The sequence below is a fragment of the Sphingorhabdus sp. SMR4y genome (assembly GCF_002218195.1).
In the GTDB taxonomy this organism is placed as follows: Bacteria; Pseudomonadota; Alphaproteobacteria; order Sphingomonadales; family Sphingomonadaceae; genus Parasphingorhabdus.
On the sequence record NZ_CP022336.1, the window covers coordinates 1,704,503 to 1,720,383 of the forward strand.

Below are 15,881 nucleotides of genomic sequence, written 5' to 3' on the forward strand. Positions count from 1 at the left end.
ATCATTCGGCTGGCTTGTCCCGGGTCAAGGGATAGTCCCGGTAAAATTCGACCTGCATTTTCATCGGGCCGGTCAGCCTGACAAGATGTGGCGCCTGCGGCGGGATCGGTGCGGGATCATTGATAGTGACGTGCCGCCGGGACGGCGGATCGATGAAGACCAGTTCGACCTCGCCTTCCAGCACCCGCAACAGACCCCATGTCCCGTCCTTCGTGCTATGCGCGTTGCGGAGCTTGTCCGGCAGGCTGTTTTCATCGAATATCGGCGATGCGCTATAAGGAGCGATAATATTCTTGTTGGCCATCAGACCAGCGCCCGGATGACGGCAAAGGCACAGCCAAAAAGGGCCAGCACTATGGGTACGGTCAAAATCTGGGCATATATGGCCATATTGTCCATCCAGCCGGTCTGCGTTTCCATGCCGCTCGCAGAAACAGCCGGTGGCAGCGCCTGTCTTTCGCTTGCACTGACATGGTTCAACACAGCCGCCGCAGCAAAATACATGATGGTATAGGCAATGCTGATCAGCAGCGCGAATACGGCGGCCGCGTCCCGGCCGGTGGCGATGAACAAGGCGGTGAAGAAGACAGCATAAGAGCCGAACATCATCACCCAGACCACAGCTGGCAATTCAAACGTACGGCTTTCGTGCACCGGGCCGCGGTATCGCCGGGACACGTCCTGCATTTCTGCATTGATTTCTGCGGCGAGCGTCTGACCGCCTTCAACCTGAAAATCCATCAGCATGATTGCTGCTCCTCTGATTTGGGAATAGCGTCGAGGTCACCGCGCTGAACCGCGATGCCGGTGAGCAGGCTTGCGGCAATCCGCTCGGCTGCTTCCCGGAAAAGCCGGGCCGCCGCATCATTCGGTGCCACGTCATCGACAGTGCGGGTCCAGAGCAGCAGCCAGCGGTCGAAATGTCCCGCGTCCAGACCATCGATCGCGATATGCTTGCGCATCGGATTGCCGCGGAAGCGGCCGGACTCCAGAGTGACTGACGCCCAGAAGTCCTTCATTCTCGCCAGATGGGGCTGCCAGTCGGCAATATGCGAGGCAAAAATCGGACCAAGCAGAGCATCATTGCGGATGGCGCGATAGAATGTCTCTACCAGCTCGGAGATCAGCGCATCATTGATGCCCAGCGCATGGGCTTGCGCCATTTTCTTCGCTCTCGCGCGTTCTGCATAGCTGACCTCGGTCATGGTCTCGACTCACTTAAGATGCATTTGATATGCACTATTTATGCCGCTTGGCATTTAAATGCAATATATGATATGCATCTTTTATGAGATTATCTGTCCAAACCGACTATGCATTGCGCACCCTGATGTATCTTGCCGCGCACAAGGGTCAGCATTCGATCACCGAAATCGCCCGGCAATACGGGATTTCGAAAAACCATCTGATGAAGGTCGCCCAGCGTCTGGCGGCAGAGGGATTTGTCGACAGCGTGCGCGGCCGCAGCGGCGGATTGTTGCTCAACCAGCCAGCAGACAAGATCAATGTCGGCCATGTGGTCCGCACTTTTGAGGAACTGGGCGGCTTCGTGGAATGTTTTAACGCCGCGGATGGCGGCTGTATTGTCACGCCGGTCTGCGGTCTGCGTCATGTGCTCGCCGACGGAGTCGAGGCTTTTCTCCGCCATCTCGACGGATTTACGCTTGCCGACCTGGTCGGAGACAAGGCGCAGTTCATATCGGTCTGGGAATGATCAGGCCATTCGCCCGCTTGCCAAGAAATATGCAATAGTCTGGGCCATTGACGGAAAAATCTGTATCAGTGTCGGCATGTCAAATTCAAACGCACTTTTGGTCGCCTTGCGGCAGATTAACCGGGCGATCGACTTGCAGTCCAAAAAACTGGAACGGGAAACCGGCCAGACGACTCCGCAACTGCTGCTGCTGAAGGCGCTGGAAAAAGACGGTCGGGCAAAGCCGTCGGTGATCGCAAAATCGGTGCACCTGTCGCATGCCACGGTCACTTCGATCGTCGACCGGCTGGAAAAATCCGGAATGGTCACTCGCGAACGCAGTGAAGACGACCGGCGCTCCGTTGAAATCGTACTAACCCAAAAAGGCCGCACCTGCATCGAAAATGCGCCGGAGCTGCTGCAGGAAGATTTTCTGGTGGCGCTGTCGAAACTCGAACCCTGGGAACAGAATCTGCTGATCTCCTCGGTCCAGCGTATTGCTGTAATGATGGACGCGAACCAGATCGAATCTGCCCCCATTCTCGAGATCGGCGAAATCTAGCTCTGTGGTATGACCTCGGTCATGACATCATCTGCCGGCAAGTCCCACGTCAGATGGCGGTCGTCCAGAACGACCATATTCTTGTCCGTGATCAGCGTACCAAGCGTTTTATAACCCAGCAGCTGCATGGCGGACAAACCCGGGTTGCGGGCCAGGGCCATGGTTTCGTCGGATGAGAAATTGGTCAGGCCTCTGGCCAGTTCGTCGCCGGATTCTCCGTATATATGAATAACATCGCCTTTGACATAGGGGCCCTGAATGGACAGCACATCTTCCCGGCCGATATTCCGCCGACCGGATTTGAACGCTTCCGCGGTCGCCTCGTTGACAACAATGCTGCCCGCCATCTGCAAACGATCTGACAACCAGTTGGCCCAGGCCGATTCCGGCCGTTCGCTGGCGTGGATTCGTGTGTGCCGCCGTTCATCATTCAAGACCGACGTGACAGGATGTTCATATTCGCCGTGGGCAATCCGCGTTTCACATCCGGCATTCTGCGCCATGTGCGCGGCCTGGATCTTCGTCAGCATGCCCCCGCTGCCAAGACTGCTCACGCCTTCGGTCACGGCAAGATAAGGCGAGACATCAGCAACTTCCTCCACCAAGCGGGCATCGGGTTCGGAAGGATCCTTGTCGTACAGGCCGTCAACCTGCGTCAGAATGATCAGTTCGTCGGCCTGCAGCATCTGCGCGACTTTCGCAGACAGGCGGTCATTGTCCCCCACGCGTATTTCTTCGGTGGTGATCGTGTCATTCTCGTTGATGATCGGCATGATATTGGCATCCAGCAGCCGGTCGACCGTATTCTTGGTATTCAGGAACCGTTTGCGGTCTTCCAGATCACGCAATGTCACCAGAACCTGGGCAATTTCAAAGCTATATTCGTGAGCCACCTGCTTATAGGCATTGAGCAGGAGTGGCATGCCGCATGCCGCTGCGGCCTGCTTGTCACGCAAACCGGCGGTCTCCGGCCGCTCGCCGATCATGTTCATGCCCAGCGCTACGGATCCGGACGAACATAAGATGACTTTCGCGCCGCCTTCCCGGAGCCGGGCGATATCTTCGAGCAGATTATGCATGAAAGCCCAACGCGGCGTGAGCCTCTGTTCGTTGGCAAGCAAACTGGAGCCAACTTTTACAACGATTGTTTTGCCTTGTATCATGTACCGTGGTGCCCTTATTACTCAGCGATGGAGGTAGGGATTGATCCATACCAGTGCAATAATTTAGTGATCAAAATATTAAATTTTGCGCAAAAGCTGCATAAAATAAGCATTTGTTGACATATCTGTTTTGAATACTAAGCATATCGCACACCCCCTGACCATTAACAGCAAGAGATTGAATTGACAAAAATATTGCTCCTCGGATGCGGAAACATGGGCGGTGCGCTGCTCAAGGCATGGGCCGCCAACACCGATCATGAATTTACCGTGGCAGACCCGGCCAGGCCCGATCTCCCGGAAGGCGTATCGCAGGTCGGTTCGGTCGAGGATCTGGGCGAGCAACTATTTGATTATCTCATCGTCGCCCTGAAACCGCAGCTGATCGATAATGTGCTTCCGGACTATCTGCCACGGCTGAAGCCGTCTGGCGTTATCAGTTCGATAGCGGCCGGATATGCAGCGGCAAAGCTGGCCGAACATGCGCCGGGCCGGTCGGTGATCCGGATCATGCCGAACCTGCCTGCTGTCATCGGCAAGGGCGTCAGCGGCCTATATGCGCACGGCCCCGTCCCGGAAACGGCATCGAGCGAAATCGAGCGGCTGGCTCTGTGTTCGAGCGATATCGTCTGGGTCGACAGCGAGGATATGCTGGATCGCCTGACGGCAGTGGCGGGAAGCGGGCCCGGCTATGTGTTCGAGATATTGCGCGCCTATGTCGAAGCCGCTGAAAAACTGGGCTTCAGCAAGCAGGATTCGCTGAATCTGGTTCTGGGAACCGTCCGCGGCACGTTGGAGCTGGCGCTGGACTCCGACCTGTCGCTTGAAGATTTGCGCAAAAATGTCACCAGCAAGGGCGGCACCACGGCGGCCGGTCTCCATGCGCTGAATGGCGAGGAAGAATTTTCCGCGCTGATCGGCAGGACGCTCCAGGCCGCCTATGAGCGCGCCGTCGAGCTGCGATAGGACATCGCGCAAGGCGAGCGCTCTGCTCGCGATTGTTGCAGCCTAGCCCTTGAAGCCCGGAGCCCGGTAAATTTCGGTGCCGCGCCGGAAGACGACCAGCTTCTTGAGCGTGACGGGATGGAAAAAGGCTTCGATCGCCTGGCCGCTTTCGGTGCGGGCATAGACTTCATAGCAGTCGCCTTCAACCTGGGTCTTGAGCAATTCCCAGCCTTCCATCCAGGCCTTTTTCTTCAGTTTCTTGATCGACTTCCAGTCCTTGGTCGGGCCGGCATCGCATTTGATATCGCCGTCCGCATAGGCCGGTTGCGCCAGCATCATGGTGGCAAGAACGGCGGCTACAGCCGTATATTTACGGGAAATTTTTCTCATGTCATACTCCGTTGCCTGCGGTGTCGCCGTGTGCGGCCGATATAGCGTAAAATCCATGCGATTATGAGCGGTGCGAGATGAACCATTGCTGGCTGCCAGGCCCAATCCAGCAAAATCCAGTGGACCAGCCCGATGATCAGCGCGGGATAGACCAGCCGCTGGATATTTTTCCAGTTCCGGCCCAGCCGGCGCATGGCCACGTCGAAACTGATCAGCGCCGGGAGCAGCATCAGCACCAGCGACAGCCAGCCGGTCCAGATTCCCGGAATGCCGAATTCTTCGAGCATCGCAGCAAGGCTGTTCATATCGAATATGTAGAATAGCAGATGGAGCATGGCATAGCCGAAGGCCGCCACACCAAGATTGCGCCGGATTTTCATCCATCCGCGGAAGAAGCGGTTGAGACCGAAAAATTCGGAAAGCGGCCCTGGCAGCATGGCGAGGATCATCAGTCGAACCGACATTTCACCGCTGGGATGGAGCATGTCCATCGCCAGAGCGTCGCCTTGCAAGAAGGAGCGGAACATCAACAAGCCGGGGAGCGAAAGGAGCAGCCAGAACAGTCCCTTTGTCAGATAGCCCTTCATACCGTTGCCCAGCGCCGCAGCAGATTATGATAGACATGGATCAGCCGATCGATTTCCGGATCGTCATGGGGCCGGTCGGGCGTCAGCGACTGGATCGACTGGTCGAGGTCGAACAGCAGCTCCCGCGCCGAAGCATCGGCCACCGCGCTCTGCATCCAGGTGATCGCACAAATCCGCTTGCCGCGCGTGACCGGGGTGACCTGATGCAGGCTGGACGAGGGATATAGCACCATGTCTCCGGCCGCCAGCTTGACCGGCTGCGCGCCATATTGCTGTTCTATCACCAGTTCGCCGCCATCATATTCGTCCGGATCCGACAGGAATATCGTGGCCGAAAGATCACTGCGGATGGTCATATTGGCTTCGGGAAGCCGCATCAGAGCGGCATCACTATGCGTGCCGTAATGACCGCCGTCCTGATAGAGATTGAAAATGGGAGGCCAGATTTTCTCGGCCAGAGAGGCGGAGATGAACAGGGGGTCGTTGCCAAGCCTGCGCAAGATCAGATTGCCCAGCTCGACCGACAACGCGTTCTGGCGAGGCAGTTGCAGATTCTGCTTCACCTTGACCGAGCGCGTACCGGCTGAATCGGCACCGTCTGCCCATTCCGCGGACTCCAGCTTCTGTCGGAAATCCCGGACCTGTTCTTCGTCCAGAATATTTTCGATGATTGCGAGCATTGGGTCAGCCGTTTGTTGGATTGAAGAAGGGGCGACGAATCGCCGCCCCTTCTTCTCGTATCAGAAACGTCCGGTGAGCGTTAGCGTCGCACGGCGTTCATCGCCCTTGTAGAGGAAATGGCCGCTGCGATAACCGGCAAGATAATAATCCTTGTTGCCGACATTGGTCATATTGACCCGGGCTGACAGATTCTCGTTTACCTTGTAGCTCGCGAAGGCGTCGAAGGTCCAATAATCCGGAACCCGGTAGGTGTAGATTTCCAGCGTGCTGTCATAGCTTGCCGCATCATCCGGCTGGCCGGTGAACATCTCTCCCTTGTAGGTAGCGGTGCCGCCAAAGGCGAAAGCCTCTGTCGCCTGATAGCGCAGCTGCGCCGAGGCCTGGGTGTTGGAGAAGTTGCTCAGACGGCGACCGATTTTGTCGGCATCGTTCGAATCTGTAATTTCCGAGTCCATGAAAGTGACCGATGCCTGACCGGACAGTTTCGGCGTGATATTGCCGACCAGCCCCAGTTCGATGCCGCGTACGCGGTTTTCGCCGGTGTTCAGGCTGCCACCGGCCGTATAACCGTCACCAGCCGATTCAAACACGTCACTCTTGGTGATCTGGAAGGCAGCGGCCGTGAGCAGCAGATGATCGTCGAACAGATCCGCTTTCACACCCAGTTCATAGCTGGTCGAACTTTCCGGACGACCGTCACCGATGTCCGTTCCGTCATCGACGCAGATACCGCCGTAGCCGCAGTTTCCGCCCAGATCGGACTCACCGCCATTGATATTCTTGGCCGTGCCCCAGTTGAAATAGACATAGACCTCGTCCATTGGCTTCACACCAATGCCGGCATGTCCGTTCCACAATGTGTCCTTGTAGCGATAGCCGGTTTCGGTGCCACGGCTGACAACATCATTGCTATAGTCGAACGCATCGACGCGAACGCCGCCGTGGATGGACAGCCAGGGATTGATGTCGACCGTATCCATCAGATAGACGGACATGGTTTCCACCTGCCAATTGCTGTCGATGGAACCGAAGGCGATATCACGTTGCAATATATCGTGGATATCGGTGACGATCAGCTCCCGGTTTTCATCGGTGATGCAGTAGGACGGGCTCAATCCGCCGCGTCCGGCAGTCACACAATTGGTGGCACCGTTGTTTGTGAGGTCATAGGTGCCGTTGGCGACCTTGAGATCGGAATATTCGACACCGGCGACCAGATTGTGCGCGATCGATCCGGTTTCAAACTCGCCGAGAATATTCAGCTGATTGACGAAATATTCGACTTCCTGATTGCCCTGGTGGGTGCTCAGCGTGACCGGCGCGAAGGTGTCAGTGTCGGCATCATAAGCGCCGCCCCGAAGACCGGTCAGCACATAGCCGTTGGACGTTTCACCATAGCGGGTGGAATTGACGATCGTGAAACCCTCGAACGGTGTAATGAAGATACGTCCGGTAAAGGTATCGACAGTCGTGTTGAGAAAGTCTCCGGTCTGGGTGTAGTTCGGAACATCATCCCATGGACCATATACGGTCACATCGTTCGGACCCGTGCCGGTCGGCCGCGGTACATAGCCGCCCAGATCAGGCGTGTCGTCGGCTTCGAGGTGATAATAGTCGAGCAGCACGCGCACCGTATCGTTCAGCCGGAAGCTGCCCGAGACCGCCGCCCCGATACGCTCGCGATCCGAGAAATTGCGGTTCGGCGCCTCCTCATAGCCGTAAAGCAGATTGGCGCGCACAGCGATATCGTCGCTCAGCGCCCAGTTGCTGTCCAGAGTGACGCGATAAAAATCGTCGGTACCGATGCCGAGATCGATCCGGTTAAAATTATAGTCGGTGCTGGCCTGTTTGGTGATCGAGTTCACCGCGCCACCGGTCGAACCGCGACCGGCAAAAGAAGAGCTCGGGCCCTTGGTGATTTCAATCTGCTCGACCGCAAAGGTTTCGCGGGTGGTCATGCCCGGGTCGCGCAAACCATCGACAAAAACGTCACTGCGCGCTTCGTGGCCGCGAATGATATAACGGTCACCAAAAGCGTTGCCGTTTTCGCCGGTACCGACGGTGACGCCGGGCTGGTTATCGAGAATATCGCGCAAATTGGTGGCGCCCTGTTCATCGAGCTGGCTTTCGGTCAGCACAGTGATCGTTGCCGGCGTTTCCGACAGCGGCTTCACTCGGCGCGGATCACCCGAAATACGGGCTTTATAGGGCGCGCCTTTCTGCGTGTAGGGATTGACGTCGGCCGCATTGTCTTCGATCTCGAGCGTTTCCAGTTCAACCTCTTCAGGCTCGACCTCCTGTGCCAAAACGGGAGCGCTGGTCAGCGCCGTGGTCAGGCCCAATGCCATGACGGCACTGCGTTTACCAAAGCTCGAGGACCGCAGGCTTGCTGGTCTTTGCATTTGGGACATGGTTTTTTTCATCGTCAATCTACCTTTTTTCAACGCGTTCGGAGGGAATAATCAATGGGCAGCGAGATCGTCACTCGGTCTCGCTGCATGGATGCGGGCATCGCCGGCAAGGGCGCGACGCGCTGCATCAGTGCCAAGGTGGCCTGATCCAGGATATCGTGGCCACTCGAACCGGTGATCGACACGTTTGAAATATTGCCGGTGCGATCAACGGTGAACCGGACCTTGACCACGCCTTGCTCTCGGGCCTTGCGGGCTTCGGTCGGATATTTTTTGCGTTTGTTCAGATGTGCACTGACCATCGCATAATAATTGGCCCGCTCTTTCCTGGCTTTCGGGCTGTTGCCGGAAGTAGTGCTGGGCGCAGATCGCGCCGCGACGGTGGGGGGCGCCTCGCTAGTGGCGGGAGCCGCCACTGCAACGGGCGTGCCTTCCGCGTGCTGCACCGGCGTCACCGTGGATGGCGGCTGTTTGGTCTCGGTCGGCAATTTGATCGCGTCGTCCGGCAATGGCGCGCGCATCGGCGGAACCTCGAACGGCAGCGCTTGCTGTTGCGGCGGACTATATTCCGGCTGCGATGCGGGCGTGGGCTCGGACAGCACCTCGCTCGCACTCGCAGGGGGAAGTTCCACGAGAACCACCGGTTCAGGGATGGGACGGTCATGTGGAGGCTTCCACGCCATGGCAGCCACGGCCAAGAAGGCATGTGCTGCCACAGCAATGGCTGCAGCGGTTGCCCAGCGACGTTTCTCGTCTGTGCCGAGCAGCCCCTCGTTCATTTTGCAGAGCCCGATTCCGCGCCCACCAGAGCGACATGTAGATAACCGGCCGAGCGCAGGGAATTCATTGCACCCATGATCGTGTCATAAGTAATGCTCTTGTCGGCGCGCAGAAAGATGCGCTGTTCTCTGTCGGACCGGGTCGCGGTCTCGATCGCGGCCCCGAGGGCAGCCTGGGAAACCGGTGTCTCGTTGACCAGAATATTGCCATCAGCCTGAATCGACAGGAAAACCGGCTTGTCGGGCTTGGGTGCCGCGTTAGCGGTAGATACCGGCAGATCAACTTTGACATCGACCGTCGCCAGTGGTGCGGCCACCATGAAGATGATCAGCAGCACCAGCATCACGTCGATGAAGGGCGTGACGTTGATGTCGTGATTGACCGGAAGGTCATCGCTGTTGTCGTTGAGCCGGATCGACATCGATTCAATCCTTTTTGACGATCACGGTGCCGCGGCTGAGATCACGGGACACCAGCCGCAAGATGGCCGAAGCAGTGTCTGATACAAGCGCGCGATAGGCGGAAATCTGGCGAGAGAAATGGTTGTACATGACCACCGCGGGGATAGCCGCAACGAGGCCCAGCGCCGTGGCAAGCAATGCCTCGGCAATACCGGGAGCAACCACGGCCAGATTGGTCGTCTGTTTTTCAGCAATACCGATGAAGCTGTTCATGATACCCCAGACCGTGCCGAACAATCCGACGAAGGGCGCGGTCGCCCCGATCGTCGCCAGAATATTGACGCCGCGTGTCATCTTGCGGGACAGAGCCGCTTCAAAGCGTTCGAACCGGGACACGATGCGCTCCTTGATACCATCGCCATCCTGCAGGGCATCAGCGGACAGCGCGAGTTCTGCCGACGCTTCCCCTACCAGAACCGATTTGGACAACGCGGGATCACTGTTGGCGTCTTCCAGCGAGCGCAGCTTGGCGACCTCCGCGTGGATGATCCTCTCTGCTGCCATCGCCTTGCGCAGTTCCGCGAGCTTGGCGATGAAAATTGTCCAGCTAACCAGCGAGGCGATGATCAGGCCAATGATGACGAGCTTTACGATCCAGTCCGCCTGCGCAAACATGCCACCGACGCTCAGATCGACGGGGATGGTCGAAGAAGAAGAAGAAGAAGCAACAGCAGCGCTTGCGGGTGTCAGCACTGCCGCCACTGCCATGGATTTACAAATATATCCGATACGTCTCTCGGCCAAAATCGCCCCCTGCTATGTTTCATGCGAATCATTCGCATCACGGAGGAGGCAATTACAGCTTCTTATTGCTATTGCAAGTGATTCTCATTATTTACTGATCGTGAACCGGGAGATATATCCGATCTCCGGTCATTTGGTCGGATATTATACTGATCAGGCCTTCCTGTCCGCTCACTTGCACCATCTCTGCAACCACCTGGAGCAGATCGGCCCCGGCTGCGGATGAATTTTGAGTTTCTGCCCATCGACTTCGATTTCACGTTGATGCAGACATCCGGACTTGATTGCCTGGTGCAATTCTCTAGGGCTTGCTAATCCAAACACCCAATTTTCGCAAAATAGTATAAAGAACCAGACGTCGATGACCCATTTTTACAGATGTTATAATCTCGCCATCGAAAGTGACATGGCATTGTCCGAAATGGTCGCTCTGACCGAAAAACCGGAAGCCATAGATGTGCGGATAACAGAGGGCGTGGTTAACCCGGACGGTTTGGACGGCGCAGAGCAGATTGGCCCCTTCATGTGGGCTTCTCCGACTGCCCTGCAATTACACATACCGGATGTTGCCCGGTTTCTGGTCAGCGACGGCGAGAGCATTGTTTATGATCCGGAACCCGGCATTGATGACGACAGCGTCCGGGTGTTCATGCTCGGCTCGGCACTGGGCGCGCTTCTGTTCCAGCGCGGCTATCTGGTTCTGCACGGCAATGCGGTACAAATCGGGGACAGCTGCATCATCTGTGTTGGCCACTCGGGTGCCGGAAAGTCCACACTCGCAGCCGCGTTCATGCAGCGCGGCTATAATCTGCTGGCCGATGATGTTGTGCCGATCGACAATGACTGCCTGGCGATTCCTGGTTTCCCCCGGATCAAGTTGTGGCAGGATGCCGCTGACAAGCTGGAAATCGATACAGAGCCTCTCAACCGGATCCGTCCGGATATGGAAAAATTCAATCTGCCGATAACGGAAAATTTCGTATCCAAGCCGCTGCCGGTCAAGCATATTTATATTTTGCGCAGCGATGATGATGAAAACGGTTTCTCATCGACTTCCATCAAAGGCCTGCAAAAATTCCCTGCCCTCCATGCCAATACATATCGCCAGAAGTTTCTCGACAGCATGGATTTGCGGCCCGATCACCTCAATCTTTGCGGTAAACTCGCCGGGCAAACCGCGATTACGCGTGTTGTGCGTCCGCGCCAGGGTTTTGAAATCGATCAACTGGTCGACCATATACTGTCTGACCTGTCCGAAAGCGTTTAAACATGGGCGCGATATACTGGCTGTCCTCCTATCCGAAATCCGGCAACACATGGTTCCGCACGTTCCTGCAGAATCTGCAACAGGACGGCGATGCACCGGTCGACATCAACGAGTTGCATACCGGATCGATCGCCAGCGGCCGCGGCTGGCTGGATGAAGTCCTGGGCTTTGATACCGCCGACATGCCGCATGACGATATCGATGCCTTGCGGCCCGCGGTTTACGAGTGGAGCCTGCAGCATCCTGATCTCGAATATCACAAGATCCATGATGCTTACACATTCCTGCCGTCCGGAGAACCTCTGGTCAGCAGCAAGGCAACGCGCGGCGCGGTCTATTTTATACGCAATCCGCTTGATGTGGCTTCTTCCTTCGCCAATCATTTGCAGTGCAGCGTCGACCAGGCGATCGAGCGGATGGCGTCGCCGGAAATGTCGTTTGTAAAATCAGCGAAAAAGCTGAACAATCAAGTGCGGCAGAAATTGCTCAGCTGGTCCGACCATGTGCTTAGCTGGGTCGATGCTCCCGGGCTCAATCTCGAGATTCTTCGCTATGAAGACATGCTCTCCGACAGCCTCGCAACATTTACCCGGGCCGCACGCTTTCTGGAGCTTCCCCATGACCAGCCGCGGGTTGAAAAAGCGCTCCATTTCAGCCGTTTTGACCGTTTGCAGGAGCAGGAAAAATCGGGAGGGTTCAAAGAGAAGCCAGCCAATACGCCTTCCTTTTTTCGGCAAGGCAAGAGCGGCGGCTGGCGGGAGGAACTCAACGACGAACAGATTGCCAAAATCATTGCCGATCATGGACCGGTGATGCGGCGCTTCGACTATCTCGACCAGAACGATAACCCCCTATAGAGCAATGCGGTCCGCCCCCCGCTGCTGGCTGAGAGGGCAGCCAAGCGATTGCCCATGCTAAAGCTCTGCCAGAAACCCGCCCGTCAGGACTTGCGGAAGACTGCCGCCAAAACCGTTATTGCCCTCGAGCAATATTGGGCCGCTGGGGGTTAACACCCAATCCCATGCGATCGCCCAGAAACCGGGAAACTGGCGATGCGCCAATCGGCTGTAATCGATCAGCGCTTGCCAATCGGGCAGTGGCCGTTGTTCACCCAATTCCGCCAGCACATCCCGCTGTTTCTGCCGCGCCTGCTCATTCAGAAACATTTTGCCGGGAAGCGGGCGCGCCAGTCCACTGCCCGTGTCGATTGGCAAGATAACATATATCTCGTGCTTGTCCGTCGGACTCCGTTCGGTGGGGACTTCCAGTGAAGCGCATAAAATGGCGATGTCCTGTCCGTTCTGACGCGTGATACAGCGGACGGTGACGGCACGCCCGTCCGGCACCAGAGGAGCAAGCTGCGGATGATTTTGCAACGCCGGTTGTATCAGAGCATGGTCGCGTTGCATCAAGGCGTCCCACGCCGCAGTCACCGATTGTTGATCGGGCAGCGCATCTCCCTCGAACATCCGGCCTTCTATGGTCTGCCCATCTTGCCAGCATTCAAACGCCCCGAGCCCGCGATTGCCGGATCTGCTTTTGCAAAACAGACGGCGATGCGCTCTCAAAGCATCAAGAAAATCAAAATCGTCTGTTTTGGCAACGGTTGCCAAAATCGGCGCCATCGGTATCCCGCTGGACAGCAGGATATCGGTCGCCTCGGCTTTGTCTCCCAGCCGGGGCGTCAACTGCGAAGCGGCAGGCTGACGACCGTTCTGCCACCTGTGAAAAGCGGCAACATGACGGTCGCTGACAAAGTTCCACAGGCGCGCGGGATGTTCGATCAACCCGAAACGATAGACATCACCGGGCGGCATGCACGCTCCGATGCTGAGCCGGACGAGCCGAGAAAACTGGCGAGCAATGGAAATGCCGTGCCGGTCACGGGTCACAACGCCCTGTCGGCGCAAGATCCGGAACAGGGCCGGCCAGCCGAACAGTCCGGACCATTTCAGCCACAACAGGGCTTCAAGCGCCAGATAAAGCGGTTTCGGCACGCCGGGCAATGCATTCCAGAATATTTGCCTGTGCGCTGCCACATTTGGGCTCCCCTCAAACAAATAACGCCAACTGATCAACCCATGAGGGATATTGCGCCCCCAGAGTTCCCGGCGGAGCACCTTCAACAATTTTGCCGCCTTGCTAAGCAACCGACAGCCCGTGCAGCCAGGCATTAAGCCACTGCAATGCGTGTATGTGCCGCATGGTCTGGAAATCCCGAATGTCATCGAAGCCGCCCGCCTCAATCCGCTCGATCTTCGTGCGCCATTTGTCACGGTCGATCATGTCGACCAGCATCGGGTGCAGGTCGGCATCGATTTGCTTCATGCTGGCGACAAGTTCGCCGGTATCGCGCATTGAAGGCGATTGCCGTTCCCCCATATATTTGGATCTTTTCCATGCCACCCGGTCCGGCACCGTTCCCGTAATCGCTCGACGATGCAGATATCGTCCCATTCCGCCCGGCCCCGCGCGCTCAATTATCGGCGTGGACAGATATTGCTGTACCAGCCGCTTGTCCCAAAGCGGCCAACGATAATCAATGCCGTAGGATGCAGCCATCAATGTGCAATTCTCGAGCCGCGTCGGCACATAGGCCATCTTCAACAGTCCGCTGATGATCCAGTCATTATGTTTGCGATGAACAGCATCATAGCGGGCCGTTTCCATATATTCCCGCTGCAGATCATAGCGTTCAACAATCTCGTCGCGCAGCGGCTGCTCCGGCCATCTTTCTCTCCAGGCCGTCAGGAAATTGGGATTATATCCGGCATTTTTCCGCTCGGCATATATCCGTCTGAGCAGCCGGTATATCCGCATCGGCAAATTGCCTTTCATCAGGTCAATCGCGGCCTTGTAAGCTCCCTTGTCGACCAGTTCCCGCTGGATGTGATTGGCATAGTTGGTCACCACTTCATCGCCGCCATATCCGGAGAACAATGTCCTGATCCCGTAGGTACGACATTGATCGTAGAAAGGCCGGTGCGACGTAGCATTGCCATGTTCTTCCGGATAACCAAGTATCTGGAGATCCTCCTGCATCTGATCTGTCGAGTAAACAGCATATCCATAATGTGAAGTATTGATGTGATTATGGGCGATTGACGCGGCCTGACTGGTTTCCAGAATATAGGCAGGCTCTTCTGCCGAAAGCGCGAAGCCAAAACTGTGCAGCCGGTCACCCGGAACACCGAGAAACTTCCCGAGATATGCTGTAATGGTTGCGGAATCGATGCCGCCGCTATTCTCCGTTCCGAGCGTATAGTCGCTGACCATCTGGGAGCGCATCGTCTCTTCCAGAACCGCGCGATAGGCCTCCACTCGGGCCGGGTCGCGGGTAAAAATATCCGGCGCATCATCGCGCCATTGATGATAGCGCCGCAACGCATATTTGCCGTCGGACACGCTCATCGCATGCCCGCCCGGCAATTTCATGATTTCATTATAGGCCGTTCGGTCCTGGCTCTTGGACTGCCCTATGACATAACGCGCAATCCACGCGGGATCTGGCGTTGGCCTGGCATTTTTCAGCTTCAGCAGAGCCGCCGGCGTGGATGCGAAGATCAGGCCTTTTTCGTGTGGCCAATAGTAGAAGGGTTTGACGCCGACCGGGTCGCGGGCCAGAAATGCGGTTTGCTTTTCGCTGTCGATAATTGCCAGTGCAAAGTCCCCGGCAAGTCTTTCAGGCAGGTCCTCTCCCCATTCAAGCCATCCGGCCAGAACAAGCCTGGCATCAGGAGTTTCATCCAGCGGCCGGTCCAGCGCAAGCTGTGCTGCAAGTTCATCGCGATTGTCGAGCCGCCCCCAGAAGGCAACGCGGAACCGGCCCGCCACCAATGGCACTGCGTCGATATGATGCGATGACGGCGTATTGAAAATGTCGGCCTCTACCAGCAAACTGCGTTGATCACGCTGAAAACCGCTCACATCCGGTTTACACCGGGGATAGAGAGACGAAATCCAGGTTTCCGGTTCAACCCATGCTTCGACCGGTGGAGCATTTTCAAAACACAGCAGACCTGCGAACATATTCTGGATTGGCCCCTTGTTGATTATTCCGTTGGGACCACTAGGGTGATATCGAATTGCATGCCAGTGCTTTTCACGTTGTCCTGCGCCTCATGCTCCTATCCCGCTTGTATCGTTTGCCAGCCAGACTTCCCTTTGATAATGCCATTAGAAATTCAACCACATGAG

At 56.6% G+C, this 15,881-nt stretch carries 19 protein-coding genes; 6 read left to right on the forward strand and 13 right to left on the reverse strand.

Annotated features, from left to right (window positions below):
* Nucleotide 1 precedes the first annotated feature (1 nt).
* Genes SPHFLASMR4Y_RS08050 through SPHFLASMR4Y_RS08060 form a run of 3 tightly spaced genes read right to left on the reverse strand, consistent with a single transcriptional unit; the run spans nucleotide 2 to nucleotide 1,205 of the window.
* Nucleotides 2-304, reverse strand: a complete 303-nt coding sequence (locus SPHFLASMR4Y_RS08050) for a DUF1971 domain-containing protein (RefSeq protein ID WP_089133068.1) — start codon at nucleotides 302-304, stop codon at nucleotides 2-4.
* Nucleotides 304-747: a hypothetical protein gene (locus tag SPHFLASMR4Y_RS08055; RefSeq protein ID WP_089133069.1), complete on the reverse strand. Its 444-nt coding sequence runs from the start codon at nucleotides 745-747 to the stop codon at nucleotides 304-306. Before SPHFLASMR4Y_RS08055 ends, SPHFLASMR4Y_RS08050 begins: the two co-directional genes overlap by 1 nt.
* Nucleotides 741-1,205, reverse strand: a complete 465-nt coding sequence (locus SPHFLASMR4Y_RS08060; RefSeq protein WP_089133070.1) for a group III truncated hemoglobin — start codon at nucleotides 1,203-1,205, stop codon at nucleotides 741-743. The genes SPHFLASMR4Y_RS08055 and SPHFLASMR4Y_RS08060 overlap by 7 nt, the downstream gene beginning before the upstream one ends.
* Before the next feature lie 83 nt (nucleotides 1,206-1,288).
* Here SPHFLASMR4Y_RS08060 and SPHFLASMR4Y_RS08065 point away from each other — a divergent pair, with 83 nt between their 5' ends.
* Together SPHFLASMR4Y_RS08065 and SPHFLASMR4Y_RS08070 are read left to right on the forward strand one after the other, a co-directional pair.
* Nucleotides 1,289-1,714: an RrF2 family transcriptional regulator gene (locus SPHFLASMR4Y_RS08065; protein WP_089133071.1), complete on the forward strand. Its 426-nt coding sequence runs from the start codon at nucleotides 1,289-1,291 to the stop codon at nucleotides 1,712-1,714.
* A 76-nt stretch (nucleotides 1,715-1,790) separates the two neighbouring features.
* Nucleotides 1,791-2,255, forward strand: a complete 465-nt coding sequence (locus SPHFLASMR4Y_RS08070; RefSeq protein ID WP_089133072.1) for a MarR family winged helix-turn-helix transcriptional regulator — start codon at nucleotides 1,791-1,793, stop codon at nucleotides 2,253-2,255.
* Here SPHFLASMR4Y_RS08070 and proB read toward each other — a convergent pair.
* Nucleotides 2,252-3,418 carry a glutamate 5-kinase gene (gene proB, locus SPHFLASMR4Y_RS08075; protein ID WP_089133073.1) on the reverse strand — a complete coding sequence of 389 codons (1,167 nt, stop codon included), beginning with the start codon at nucleotides 3,416-3,418 and terminating at the stop codon, nucleotides 2,252-2,254. The genes SPHFLASMR4Y_RS08070 and proB overlap by 4 nt on opposite strands.
* A gap of 183 nt (nucleotides 3,419-3,601) precedes the next feature.
* On the opposite strand from proB, the gene SPHFLASMR4Y_RS08080 reads away from it, so the two are divergent.
* Complete coding sequence (locus SPHFLASMR4Y_RS08080; protein ID WP_260807127.1) at nucleotides 3,602-4,384, forward strand: pyrroline-5-carboxylate reductase family protein; 783 nt, start codon at nucleotides 3,602-3,604, stop codon at nucleotides 4,382-4,384.
* 42 nt (nucleotides 4,385-4,426) lie between these two features.
* Here the strand turns inward: SPHFLASMR4Y_RS08080 and SPHFLASMR4Y_RS08085 are convergent, their stop codons facing one another.
* From SPHFLASMR4Y_RS08085 to exbB, 7 genes are read right to left on the reverse strand one after another with little or no spacing between them, the layout of a single operon-like run.
* A complete protein-coding gene (locus SPHFLASMR4Y_RS08085; protein ID WP_186266087.1) occupies nucleotides 4,427-4,753 on the reverse strand; it encodes a PepSY domain-containing protein in 327 nt (108 codons plus the stop codon).
* On the reverse strand, nucleotides 4,750-5,340 hold the full coding sequence (locus tag SPHFLASMR4Y_RS08090; RefSeq protein WP_089133076.1) for a ferric reductase-like transmembrane domain-containing protein: 591 nt from the start codon (nucleotides 5,338-5,340) through the stop codon (nucleotides 4,750-4,752). The genes SPHFLASMR4Y_RS08085 and SPHFLASMR4Y_RS08090 overlap by 4 nt, the downstream gene beginning before the upstream one ends.
* Entirely contained in the window at nucleotides 5,337-6,020 is a 684-nt protein-coding gene (locus SPHFLASMR4Y_RS08095) for a Fe2+-dependent dioxygenase (protein WP_089133077.1), read from the reverse strand. The genes SPHFLASMR4Y_RS08090 and SPHFLASMR4Y_RS08095 overlap by 4 nt, the downstream gene beginning before the upstream one ends.
* Before the next feature lie 60 nt (nucleotides 6,021-6,080).
* Nucleotides 6,081-8,432 carry a TonB-dependent receptor gene (locus SPHFLASMR4Y_RS08100; protein WP_222102957.1) on the reverse strand — a complete coding sequence of 784 codons (2,352 nt, stop codon included), beginning with the start codon at nucleotides 8,430-8,432 and terminating at the stop codon, nucleotides 6,081-6,083.
* 29 nt (nucleotides 8,433-8,461) lie between these two features.
* Complete coding sequence (locus SPHFLASMR4Y_RS08105; protein ID WP_089133079.1) at nucleotides 8,462-9,211, reverse strand: energy transducer TonB; 750 nt, start codon at nucleotides 9,209-9,211, stop codon at nucleotides 8,462-8,464.
* Nucleotides 9,208-9,633: a TonB system transport protein ExbD gene (gene exbD, locus SPHFLASMR4Y_RS08110; RefSeq protein ID WP_089133080.1), complete on the reverse strand. Its 426-nt coding sequence runs from the start codon at nucleotides 9,631-9,633 to the stop codon at nucleotides 9,208-9,210. Before exbD ends, SPHFLASMR4Y_RS08105 begins: the two co-directional genes overlap by 4 nt.
* 4 nt (nucleotides 9,634-9,637) lie before the next feature.
* Nucleotides 9,638-10,288 (reverse strand): tonB-system energizer ExbB, encoded by a 651-nt coding sequence (gene exbB, locus SPHFLASMR4Y_RS08115; RefSeq protein WP_222102958.1) that lies wholly within the window; start codon nucleotides 10,286-10,288, stop codon nucleotides 9,638-9,640.
* Nucleotides 10,289-10,313: 25 nt separating this feature from the next.
* Between exbB and SPHFLASMR4Y_RS17080 the strand changes: the two genes are divergently transcribed.
* The 3 genes from SPHFLASMR4Y_RS17080 to SPHFLASMR4Y_RS08125 all read left to right on the forward strand — a co-directional run bounded on the left by SPHFLASMR4Y_RS17080 (nucleotide 10,314) and on the right by SPHFLASMR4Y_RS08125 (nucleotide 12,541).
* A complete protein-coding gene (locus SPHFLASMR4Y_RS17080; protein ID WP_186266119.1) occupies nucleotides 10,314-10,643 on the forward strand; it encodes a hypothetical protein in 330 nt (109 codons plus the stop codon).
* Nucleotides 10,644-10,778: 135 nt separating this feature from the next.
* Nucleotides 10,779-11,684, forward strand: a complete 906-nt coding sequence (locus tag SPHFLASMR4Y_RS08120; protein WP_089133082.1) for a hypothetical protein — start codon at nucleotides 10,779-10,781, stop codon at nucleotides 11,682-11,684.
* Between the two features lie 2 nt (nucleotides 11,685-11,686).
* Nucleotides 11,687-12,541: a sulfotransferase domain-containing protein gene (locus SPHFLASMR4Y_RS08125; protein WP_089133083.1), complete on the forward strand. Its 855-nt coding sequence runs from the start codon at nucleotides 11,687-11,689 to the stop codon at nucleotides 12,539-12,541.
* A 57-nt stretch (nucleotides 12,542-12,598) separates the two neighbouring features.
* Here the strand turns inward: SPHFLASMR4Y_RS08125 and SPHFLASMR4Y_RS08130 are convergent, their stop codons facing one another.
* A complete protein-coding gene (locus tag SPHFLASMR4Y_RS08130) occupies nucleotides 12,599-13,723 on the reverse strand; it encodes a sugar-transfer associated ATP-grasp domain-containing protein (RefSeq protein WP_186266088.1) in 1,125 nt (374 codons plus the stop codon).
* A gap of 103 nt (nucleotides 13,724-13,826) precedes the next feature.
* Complete coding sequence (locus tag SPHFLASMR4Y_RS08135; RefSeq protein WP_089133085.1) at nucleotides 13,827-15,713, reverse strand: asparagine synthetase B family protein; 1,887 nt, start codon at nucleotides 15,711-15,713, stop codon at nucleotides 13,827-13,829.
* Nucleotides 15,714-15,881 lie beyond the last annotated feature (168 nt).

Bases quoted from the DNA above. Each gene is read 5' to 3' on its own strand.
- SPHFLASMR4Y_RS08095 (WP_089133077.1), bottom strand. From the start codon at position 6,020: ATGCTCGCAATCATCGAAAATATTCTGGACGAAGAACAGGTCCGGGAT.
- SPHFLASMR4Y_RS08135 (WP_089133085.1), bottom strand. From the start codon at position 15,713: ATGTTCGCAGGTCTGCTGTGTTTTGAAAATGCTCCACCGGTCGAAGCA.
- SPHFLASMR4Y_RS08125 (WP_089133083.1), top strand. From the start codon at position 11,687: ATGGGCGCGATATACTGGCTGTCCTCCTATCCGAAATCCGGCAACACA.
- SPHFLASMR4Y_RS08100 (WP_222102957.1), bottom strand. From the start codon at position 8,432: ATGTCCCAAATGCAAAGACCAGCAAGCCTGCGGTCCTCGAGCTTTGGT.
- exbD (WP_089133080.1), bottom strand. From the start codon at position 9,633: ATGTCGATCCGGCTCAACGACAACAGCGATGACCTTCCGGTCAATCAC.
- SPHFLASMR4Y_RS08065 (WP_089133071.1), top strand. From the start codon at position 1,289: ATGAGATTATCTGTCCAAACCGACTATGCATTGCGCACCCTGATGTAT.
- SPHFLASMR4Y_RS08050 (WP_089133068.1), bottom strand. From the start codon at position 304: ATGGCCAACAAGAATATTATCGCTCCTTATAGCGCATCGCCGATATTC.
- SPHFLASMR4Y_RS08060 (WP_089133070.1), bottom strand. From the start codon at position 1,205: ATGACCGAGGTCAGCTATGCAGAACGCGCGAGAGCGAAGAAAATGGCG.
- SPHFLASMR4Y_RS08085 (WP_186266087.1), bottom strand. From the start codon at position 4,753: ATGAGAAAAATTTCCCGTAAATATACGGCTGTAGCCGCCGTTCTTGCC.
- exbB (WP_222102958.1), bottom strand. From the start codon at position 10,288: ATGTTTGCGCAGGCGGACTGGATCGTAAAGCTCGTCATCATTGGCCTG.
- SPHFLASMR4Y_RS08105 (WP_089133079.1), bottom strand. From the start codon at position 9,211: ATGAACGAGGGGCTGCTCGGCACAGACGAGAAACGTCGCTGGGCAACC.
- SPHFLASMR4Y_RS08090 (WP_089133076.1), bottom strand. From the start codon at position 5,340: ATGAAGGGCTATCTGACAAAGGGACTGTTCTGGCTGCTCCTTTCGCTC.
- SPHFLASMR4Y_RS08055 (WP_089133069.1), bottom strand. From the start codon at position 747: ATGCTGATGGATTTTCAGGTTGAAGGCGGTCAGACGCTCGCCGCAGAA.
- SPHFLASMR4Y_RS08070 (WP_089133072.1), top strand. From the start codon at position 1,791: ATGTCAAATTCAAACGCACTTTTGGTCGCCTTGCGGCAGATTAACCGG.
- SPHFLASMR4Y_RS17080 (WP_186266119.1), top strand. From the start codon at position 10,314: ATGGTCGAAGAAGAAGAAGAAGAAGCAACAGCAGCGCTTGCGGGTGTC.
- proB (WP_089133073.1), bottom strand. From the start codon at position 3,418: ATGATACAAGGCAAAACAATCGTTGTAAAAGTTGGCTCCAGTTTGCTT.
- SPHFLASMR4Y_RS08120 (WP_089133082.1), top strand. From the start codon at position 10,779: ATGACCCATTTTTACAGATGTTATAATCTCGCCATCGAAAGTGACATG.